General features: G+C 48.4%; 1 protein-coding gene and 1 pseudogene. One reads left to right on the forward strand and one right to left on the reverse strand.

Going from position 1 to position 1,757, the window contains the following annotated elements:
* Positions 1-41 precede the first annotated feature (41 nt).
* Entirely contained in the window at positions 42-1,448 is a 1,407-nt protein-coding gene (gene dnaB / locus ACTHS3_RS12310) for a replicative DNA helicase (RefSeq protein ID WP_036490624.1), read from the reverse strand.
* Positions 1,449-1,602: 154 nt separating this feature from the next.
* Here dnaB and ACTHS3_RS12315 point away from each other — a divergent pair.
* Positions 1,603-1,757, forward strand: a pseudogene (locus ACTHS3_RS12315) (superoxide dismutase [Fe]); the annotation flags it as partial.

The following is a 1,757-nucleotide window of genomic DNA, read 5'->3' on the forward strand; positions in this document are numbered from 1 at the left end:
AATGAAATATGAAATTCGGTTAGTTTTTCAGACAATCTGTCTCAATCTTCCATCAACATGGATTCTGGAACATAGGCGGCATTATCAAATTTGGTAAATTGACCCATCCAAGTGAGGAATACTTTCCCGACGGGACCGTTACGGTGTTTACCGATAATACATTCCGCCAAGCCTTTTGCGGGTGATTCTGAGTTGTAGTATTCATCACGATACATAAACATAATCAAGTCGGCATCTTGTTCGATTGCGCCGGATTCACGCAAGTCGGACATCATCGGGCGTTTGTCGGTACGCTGCTCAACGGTACGGCTTAACTGCGACAGTGCAATGACGGGAACTTGCAATTCTTTGGCTAATGCTTTGAGTGAGCGGGAAATTTCGCCAAGCTCGGAAGCGCGGTTGTCAGAACGGCCGGAGCCTGACATTAATTGCAGGTAGTCGATGACGATCAAGCCCAATTTACCGTTGAACTGGCGGGCAAGACGACGGGCGCGGGCGCGCAGTTCGAGTGCAGTCAAACCCGGCGTTTCATCGATATACATGGGTGCATCGGAGAGTTTAACGACCGCCTCGTTCAGACGGCCCCAGTGTTCGTCTTGTAATCTGCCGGTTTTTAAAACGCTTTGATCCAAACGTCCGACAGAACCCAGCATACGCATAACCAGCTGCGCACCGCCCATTTCCATCGAGAATACGGCAACAGGCAGCTTGCCCTCTACGGCAACGTGTTCTGCGATGTTGATCGAAAAGGCGGTTTTACCCATGGAAGGACGGCCTGCGACGATGATCAAATCGCCCGGTTGGAGGCCTGATGTTTTTTTATCGAGGTCGATAAAGCCTGTCGATATACCGGTTACTTCATCAGGATTGTCGCGCGAATAAAGCATATCGATGCGCTCGACCACTTCTTTCAAAAGGTCGGGCATCTCAAGGAAGCCTTGTTTGGATTTGGCGGTACTTTCGGCAATTTGGAATACTTTGTTTTCCGCCTCGTCCAAAAGCTGACCTGCATCGCGCCCTTGTGGATTGTATGCGCTACGCGCAATTTCCGTGCCGACTTCGGCAAGCTGGCGCATGATGGAACGTTCTCGCACGATTTCGGCGTAGCGGCGGATATTGGCAGCGGATGGCGTGTTTTGCGCCAGTGTAATCAGATAGTTGAATCCGCCTGCTGCTTCCAATTCTTCATTGCGTTCCAAACTTTCTTGAACGGTAATGACGTCGGCAGGGCGGCTTTCGTTAATCAGGTTGGCAATGGCACGAAAAATCAGGCGGTGTTCGTGGCGGTAGAAATCCTCGCCGGAAACGACATCGGCAATACGGTCCCAAGCAGAATTTTCCAGCATCAGGCCGCCCAATACGGATTGCTCCGCTTCTGTGGAATGTGGCGGCAGTGATAATGCGCTGATTTCACGGTCTTCAGACGGCATATCGGAATAATTGCTCATGACGGGCATCTCTGGCTGGAAAATTGTAATCCGCTATTATAACGCAGTGTAAGTTCAATTGGTTTGTTTAGGCTAAAGCAGGTAAAATAGCTATGTTGTCAATATGACGACGTACACTACCAAAATATAAATATCAATAATTAGGAGCATAAAAATGGAACACAAGCTGCCACAATTGCCTTATGAACTGGATGCGTTATCTCCCCATCTGACCAAAGAAACTTTGGAGTTTCACTACGGCAAACACCATCAAACTTACATCACCAATTTGAACAATCAAATCAAAGGCACTGAGTTTGAAGAAATGCC

Source organism: Neisseria sp. P0009.S007, assembly GCF_051962515.1.

Coding starts and splice junctions, on each gene's coding strand:
- dnaB (WP_036490624.1), bottom strand. CDS start 1,448: ATGAGCAATTATTCCGATATGCCGTCTGAAGACCGTGAAATCAGCGCA.